This is a genomic window from Kutzneria sp. 744, from assembly GCF_000568255.1.
Classification (GTDB): Bacteria; Actinomycetota; Actinomycetes; order Mycobacteriales; family Pseudonocardiaceae; genus Kutzneria.
Map to the genome: position 1 here is coordinate 1,118,697 of NZ_KK037166.1, position 6,891 is coordinate 1,125,587.

Annotated in this window: 9 protein-coding genes; 2 read left to right on the plus strand and 7 right to left on the minus strand. The window is 69.9% G+C overall.

Going from position 1 to position 6,891, the window contains the following annotated elements; translation table 11 throughout:
* The 6 genes from KUTG_RS04805 to KUTG_RS04825 form a co-directional block, all read right to left on the minus strand.
* Window positions 1-868: FAD binding domain-containing protein (locus KUTG_RS04805; protein WP_063753483.1), on the minus strand; the 868-nt coding region annotated here is incomplete at its 3' end.
* Window positions 865-1,368: a (2Fe-2S)-binding protein gene (locus KUTG_RS04810; protein ID WP_043715187.1), complete on the minus strand. Its 504-nt coding sequence runs from the start codon at window positions 1,366-1,368 to the stop codon at window positions 865-867. The genes KUTG_RS04810 and KUTG_RS04805, both read right to left, overlap by 4 nt.
* Before the next feature lie 75 nt (window positions 1,369-1,443).
* A complete protein-coding gene (locus tag KUTG_RS04815) occupies window positions 1,444-2,145 on the minus strand; it encodes a class I SAM-dependent methyltransferase (RefSeq protein WP_052393969.1) in 702 nt (233 codons plus the stop codon).
* A gap of 157 nt (window positions 2,146-2,302) precedes the next feature.
* On the minus strand, window positions 2,303-2,701 hold the full coding sequence (locus KUTG_RS55255) for an IclR family transcriptional regulator domain-containing protein (RefSeq protein WP_052393971.1): 399 nt from the start codon (window positions 2,699-2,701) through the stop codon (window positions 2,303-2,305).
* A complete protein-coding gene (locus KUTG_RS55975) occupies window positions 2,677-3,081 on the minus strand; it encodes a helix-turn-helix domain-containing protein (RefSeq protein ID WP_052393974.1) in 405 nt (134 codons plus the stop codon). Before KUTG_RS55975 ends, KUTG_RS55255 begins: the two co-directional genes overlap by 25 nt.
* A gap of 31 nt (window positions 3,082-3,112) precedes the next feature.
* Window positions 3,113-3,694, minus strand: a complete 582-nt coding sequence (locus KUTG_RS04825; protein WP_084580994.1) for a TetR/AcrR family transcriptional regulator — start codon at window positions 3,692-3,694, stop codon at window positions 3,113-3,115.
* A gap of 92 nt (window positions 3,695-3,786) precedes the next feature.
* Here KUTG_RS04825 and KUTG_RS04830 point away from each other — a divergent pair, with 92 nt between their 5' ends.
* Complete coding sequence (locus KUTG_RS04830; RefSeq protein WP_198047014.1) at window positions 3,787-4,509, plus strand: class I SAM-dependent methyltransferase; 723 nt, start codon at window positions 3,787-3,789, stop codon at window positions 4,507-4,509.
* 41 nt (window positions 4,510-4,550) lie between these two features.
* Here KUTG_RS04830 and KUTG_RS04835 read toward each other — a convergent pair whose 3' ends face one another.
* Complete coding sequence (locus KUTG_RS04835; RefSeq protein ID WP_043715190.1) at window positions 4,551-5,714, minus strand: serine hydrolase domain-containing protein; 1,164 nt, start codon at window positions 5,712-5,714, stop codon at window positions 4,551-4,553.
* A 158-nt stretch (window positions 5,715-5,872) separates the two neighbouring features.
* Here KUTG_RS04835 and KUTG_RS04840 point away from each other — a divergent pair.
* A partial coding sequence (locus tag KUTG_RS04840; RefSeq protein WP_198047015.1) for a sensor histidine kinase occupies window positions 5,873-6,891 on the plus strand: 1,019 nt, incomplete at its 3' end.

A 6,891-nucleotide genomic window follows, 5' to 3' on the forward strand; every position in this document is an offset into this window, starting at 1 on the left:
GTTCGGCGGCGAGCCGCACCCGGTCGAGGGGGCCGCCTCGAAGCAGCTCCTCGGCGAAGTGTGCCCGCCAGGGCCGGGAAGCCACGCCGCCGAGGGCGATCCGCACGTCGTGGACGATCCCGTCGCGAAGGTCCAGCCCGGCCGCCACCGACACCGTGGCGAAGGCGTAGGAGGCGCGTTCACGGACCTTGCGGTACCGGGAAAGCGTCATCCCCTGCGGCGGCAGGGAAACCGCGGTGATCAGGGCGCCTGGGGGCAACGTCGTCTCGCGGTGCGGGGCGTCGCCGACCGGCAGGTAGAAGTGGGACAACGGGACTTCAGCCGACCTGTCCTGGGTCTCGTAGTGCACGACGGCGTCGAACGCCGCCAGCGCCACCGCCATGTCCGACGGATTCGTCGCCACGCAGTGCTCGGACCAGTCGAGAACGGCGTGGTTGTGATGTTCCCCTGCGACGGCCGGGCATCCGCTGCCCGGTGTGCGTTTGTTGCACGGCTGCGACGGATCGGCGAAGTAGGCGCACCTGGTGCGTTGCAACAGGTTCCCACCGACGGTGGCCATGTTCCTCAGCTGGCCCGATGCCCCGGCCAGGATCGCCTGGCTCAGCGCCGGAAAGCGCCGCCGCACGGTCGGGTCGGCGGCGACGTCGCTGTTGGTGGTGGTCGCCCCGATCACCACGGTGCCGTCGTCCTCCGCGCGCACGCCGGCCAGCGGCAGAAACCGCACGTCCACCAGCCGTGACGGTGTTTCCACGCCCTGCTTCATCAGGTCCACGAGATTCGTGCCGCCGCCCAGGAACTTCGTGCCCTCGCCCTGAAGGCCCAGTGCCTCGTCGACCCGGGTGGCCCGGTGGTAGGCGAAATCCTTCACTGCGCCAGCACCGCCCGCACGATCGCCGGGTATGCCCCGCAGCGGCAGAGGTTCCCGCTCATGCGTTCCCGCACTTCGGCCGCCGTCAGCTCACTGTGCCGATCCGGCGACACATCCGCCGTCACTGCGCTGGGCCAGCCCGCCGCGTGTTCGGCCAGCACCGCCACCGCCGAGCAGATCTGGCCCGGCGTGCAGAACCCGCACTGGTAGCCGTCGAGCTCGACGAACGCCCGTTGGATCGGCGCGAGCTCGCCATCAGCGGCAATGCCTTCCACGGTGGTGATCTCCGCCCCCGACGCCGCGACCGCGAGCGTCAGGCAGGACAGCACCCGCCGGCCGTCCAGCAGCACCGTGCACGCCCCACACTGCCCGTGGTCGCACCCCTTCTTCGGGCCCGTGTTCCCGGTGTCCTCGCGCAGGGCGTCCAGCAGCGTGCGCCGGTTGTCGACCACGACGTCATGGACCGTCTTGTTGACCCGAAGGGAAATCTCCACCACCACAGAAAACCATTGCCGGACGGGATTTCCTTGACCAGAACGACCCGGTTCTTGCCTGATCCCGCCCGGCTCGGCGAGTCAGCGACGGGTGGCGGTGATGTGCCAGATGGGCAGCAGGGAGCGGCCCTGCCCGTCGTCGACGGCGAGCTCCATGGACGCGTCGGGCACCAGGTCCTTGAGGCCCGCCGGGTCCATGTTGGTGGTGTAGCGGCGAACTTCCATGTGGTCGATGGACCAGTGGACCTCGATGTCCCGACGGAGGCTGGCCTCGTCGAGGTTGCCCGGCATGGGGAAGGCGCCGGCGACGAAGTCGGGGAAGCACAGGACGTGCAGGCGGGCGCCGGGGGCGGCGACGCGGTGGGCGGCCGCGAGATAGGCCTGGCGGTCGGTGTCGGAGAGGCAGTGCATCATGGCGCTGTCGAGCACTGTCTTGTAACCAGCGGAAATGCCATCGAGGACGGTGGCGTCGCCGACGCGGAAGTCGACGTCGAGGCCACGGGCGGAAGCCTTGGCCCGAGCCTGTTCGATGGCCGACGCGGCGATGTCGACGGCAGTGACCTCAAATCCCCTGGCGGCCAGCAGGAGGGCGTTGTCGCCGACCCAGCAGCCGAGATCCAGCACCGGCCCGCGGAACTCGTCCTTGTCGGCGAGCTCGACGATCAGCGGCTGCGGCTCGTCGAGCTGCCACGGGGCGACATCGAGCCGGGGGCCGTCCGCGCCCAGATTGGCGCCCCCGCCCCCGTGCAGCGCGTCGAAGTCCATCAAACCGTGGTCGGTCATCGATCCTCCAGCCGATCGGGCGGGCAAGGCACCGCAAGAGGCTAGTCACTTCCGCCAGAGAGCGACCACCGGCCGGCGTGGACTGCCCGATACGGCAACGAAAGGAGCCCGCCGATCCCCACTCGACCGCTGCGGTCGATCAGACAATTGCGACGAACTATGCGTCCACAGTGGACGCGGCGGGAAAGAACCGCGACAGCTGGCGGGGCGGAGGCAGGCTGGTCAGGGCCCGTGTGATCCCCTGTGTGGCAACAGCGAGTGCCGGCACGTACATCATCGGCCGGGCGTCCTTCACAGCCACGCCAACGGTCAACGCCGCGATCACCGTGCCGTGGGATGACCACACCGGCACGCCGACGCCCATCGCACCAAGGGTGACGTACTCCTTGCAGACGACGTGCCCGTGCTCCCTCACGCCGGCCAGCAGCCTTCGCACCACGTCGGGCTCGGTCGGGGTGTGCGGCATGTAGACCCCCAGCGGCGCGGCGAGGAAGACGTCCCGGATCTTCCATTCGTTGTGGGCCACCAGGATCAGGCCGCCGGTGGTGGCATGCAACGGCAGCCGCCCGCCGAGGCGGTGATAGGTCGTGATCGCGTCCCGGCCGACCGCCTCTCGATCACCACCGACTCGTGCCCCTCCAACACGCTCAACACGACGTGATGGCCGACGGTGGCCTGAAGGTCGACCATGAACGGCAGCGCGGCGACCCGCAGCCCCGATGCCCGCGGCACCAGCGCGGCGAGCTCCCACAGCCGCACTCCCGGCCGCACCTCGCGGTTCTCGGCCCGCTCCAACAGCCCGGTCTCGACCAGATCGCCGACCAGCCGGTACACCGTCGGCGCCGGCAGACCGGACCGCCGGGTCAGCTCGGCGACGGTCAGCGACGGATGGTCCTGGTCGAACGACTCCGGCACGATGATCAGCCGTGACAACACCGATTGTCCGCCCGATCGATGAGCTACCGGCTCAAGCGCCCGGACGGTTGAGCACGGCGTCCAGGATCTGCTCGATTTCCGCCGCGCCCGGCGAGTGTCCGGTCAGCAGGAACGCCTGCATGATCAGCGCGGGCCCGGTCTGCACCGCCATCGGTGACAGCGTGCCGGGCCCGATCTCGCCGGTCTGCTCGGCGTGTTCGAGGATGGACTCGATCACCGCGAAGCGAGGCCGGACGATCGCGTCCACAAAGCACTCGCGCAGCGCGGGATCGGCCAGCATGCCGGCGATCACCGGCAGGGCCGGGAATCTCGTGCCACCGCTGAACACCTGGCACAGCACGGTGTACACGGCCCGCAGGTTCTCCCGGGCCGGGATCCGCGGGTCGAAGCCGGGCAGCGCCGGCAGGCTGTAGACCAGGGCGTCGAGCACCAGCGCCTGCTTGGTCGACCACCGTCGGTACACGGCCGCCTTGCCGGTGTGGGCCCGGGCGGCAACGCCCTCCATGGTCAGCCGGCCGTAGCCCGCCTCGGCCAGTTCGGCCAGGGTCGCCTCGTGGAGGGCGCTTTCCAGCTCGGCCCCACGGCGGCGGCGGGCGGTGTCGGCGGTGCTCACCACCCGATAGTAGACGTTGACGTTCCCAATACGCAGCACTACGCTCCGTCATAGTGAACGTTTCCGTCTACTACCGCCTGGGGTGACCATCGGTGACCGATGACAAGTTGATGGACTTCGACGCCCTCTACCAGGGGCAGAGCGTGACCTACAGCGGCTCCGACCAGCAGCTGGACACCATTCCGTGGCGGCTGGACGGCCCGCAACCGGTTGTTGTCGAGCTGGCCGACAACGGCGAGTTCACCGGCCCCGTCCTGGAGAGCGGCTGCGGCCTCGGCGACAACGCCCTGTTCCTGGCCGAGCGGGGCTACCAGGTCACCGCCTTCGACGCCGCGCCGACGGCGATCGAGCAGGACCGGGCCAAGGCGGCGGAGCGGGGGCTGAAGGTCGACTTCGTCGTCGCCGACGCCACCACGCTGGACGGCATCGAGGGCGGCTTCAACTCGGTCCTCGACTCCGCGATGATGCACTGCCTCACCGACGAGCAGCGGGTCGACTACCTGACGGCTCTGCACGCCGTCTGCAATCCCGGCGCCCTGCTGCACATCCTGTGCTTCCCCGACCTGATCGAAGCCCTGTTCCCCCTGCCCGGCCACACCGACGAGGCCAGCCTGCGCCGCGACCTCGGCCGGCACTGGCGCGTCGACCGCATGCAGATGCGCAGCTACACCACGGGTCTGACGCAGGATCAGTGGGCCGCGGCGATGCCCCCGTCCGCCGCTGTGTTCCTGCCCGCGCCGGACTCGCCGGCCGGCGTCGACGACCAGGGCCGTCTACAGCTGCCGGTGTGGCAGATCCGGGCCGTTCGCGCCTAGGTTCTGCGTCCGCGGCGGCTTTCGCCGCCGCGGACACCTCGTCAGGACGTACCGCAGAAGGCGTGGTCCATCAGGTCCTTGGTGATGTCGTACGGCGCACGTGGCACACCTGGCTTCACCACGGGGGAATCGGTGTTGACCGTGACGACCACGCTGCGCTGGGCATCGGCGCTCACGCCGTTGCGGGTCATGAAGCCGTGGATGTCGCCGCCGTGCGACCAGTAGCCGCCGCAGGCCGTGGGAACCCAGGCGATGCCCAGCCCGTACTGCGCGCCCGGGAACACCGGATCGAGCTCGTGCGCCGCCACCGTGGTCCGCATCTGCTTCAGCTGCGCCGGTTTGAGCAGCTTGCCGCCGACCAGGGCCCGCAGGAAAGTGTTGGCGTCGGTCGTGTCGCTGATGATCGCGCCGGCCGCGCCGGCCCATGACGGAGACATCGCCGTGGCGTCGATGTCCGACTCGTCCCGGGCGAAGCGTTGGTAACCCACGGCATGTGGCTCGGGCAGATACGGATACGCTTGCGGGGCATAGGTGTTGCGCAGGCTCAGCGGCGCGATGATGCGGCGCTGCACCTCCCGCTGCCAGTCGTTGCCGGTGACCTTCTTGATGATCATCCCGGCCAGCAGGTAGTTCGTGTTGGAGTACTCCCAGTTCGCGCCCGGCTCGAAGCTCGGCGCGTACTTCATCGCCATGGCCACCATGTCCGGCGCCGTGAGGACGCGGAACCGATTGGCCTCGAAGCCTGCTGCAGTGTTGAGGAAAGGCAGCGCCCGCAGGTAGTCCGCCAGGCCGCTGGTGTGCTGCAATAGGTTCCGCACGGTGATCTTGGCGCCGTCGTTGCCGTTGCCGGTGACGACACCGGGCAGCCAGTGCTCCACCGTGTCGTCAAGGGACAGCTTGCCCTCGCCGACCAGTTGCAGCACCACCGTGGCCGTGAACGGCTTGGTCATGCTGCCGATGCGGAAATGCGTGTTCCACGGCACCGGCGTCCTGGCTGCCTTGTCGCCGTATCCGCTGCGCACCTTCACCTGGCCGTCCGGCGTGTCCATCTCCGCCAGCACACCCGGCGCGCCCTGGTCCAGCAGCGCGTCGGCGTCACGCTGGAGCACAGCTCGGTTCGGGACCTGCGCCGGCGCGGCGACGGCCCCCGCCGTGGACGCCACCACCCCCGACAGCGCCACCACCGCCATCACTGTCTTTCGCATCGTTCTCCCCATGTGGTTGCTTGTCGTCCAAGCGAACCAGCCGGGGCGGGGCGCCCGACATCGTCCAGGGTGGGATCTTCGGCTACCCCGCTGGGGGTAGGCGGAGATCAGTCCATGGGGTGGCGACCGGGCCCCGCATGCGCGGCTACCGTGAGCACGTGCGAGGGGCTCTCCGATCCGTGCCGTTCGACGTGGCGCTAGCCGTCGTGCTCACCGTCCTGGCGCTCGCGTCGGTCGCGGTCGAGACCGGCGGCCACGTGTACTGGCTGGCCTACGTGCTGGCCGGGCTGGCCTTCGTGCCGGTGGCATTGCGGCAGCTGTGGCCGCTGACAATGACTGTTGTCATGGGGGCCGCCCAGGTCGCCACCCTGCTGCTCGGCTACCCGGACTCCCCCAGCAGCGGGGTCGGGCTGATTATCGGCCTGTTCTCGGTGGCCCTGCTGCGGTCATGGCCGGCCGCCGTGATCGCGTTGGGGACGGCGCTGGCCGTGCTGGCCGTGAACTTCACCGTGCTGGTCGGCGACGTCAACCGGTGGCCGCTGTTCGGCAGCTCCGCCGTGCAGGCGCTGACCGCCTTCGGGCTCGGCCTGGGCACCCGGCGCTGGTCGCACCGGATGGAACGGCTGGCCGAGGAGGCGTCCCGGGCCGTGGCCGACGAGCGGATCCGCATCGCCCACGAGCTGCACGACGTGGTGGCCCACCACATGTCCGTGATCTCGTTGCAGGCCGGGGTCGCGGAGTACGTTGTGGACAGTGACCGCGCGGCGGCTCGGGAGGCGCTGATGATCGTCGGCGACACCAGCCGGTCCGCGCTGGGCGAGATGCGCCGGCTGCTGGCCGTGCTGCGGGTGGACGAGCCCGGCGCCACCCAGCCGCAGCCCGGTCTGTCCGAACTGGACGGTCTGCTGGATCGACTGCGCGCCAGCGGACTCCCGGTGTCCTTGGCCGTCACCGGGACACAGCGCCCGCTGCCGCCCGGAGCCGATCTGTGCGCCTATCGGGTTGCCCAGGAGTCGCTCACCAACGTGCTCAAGCACGCCGGGCCCGCCTCGGCCGGTGTGGATCTGGACTACGGGGAGCACACCCTGACCGTGAAGATCACCGACAACGGCCGTGGCGCGAAGGTCCGTTCCGCGGGAGCGTCCCGTGGGATCATCGGCATGCAGGAGCGGGCCGA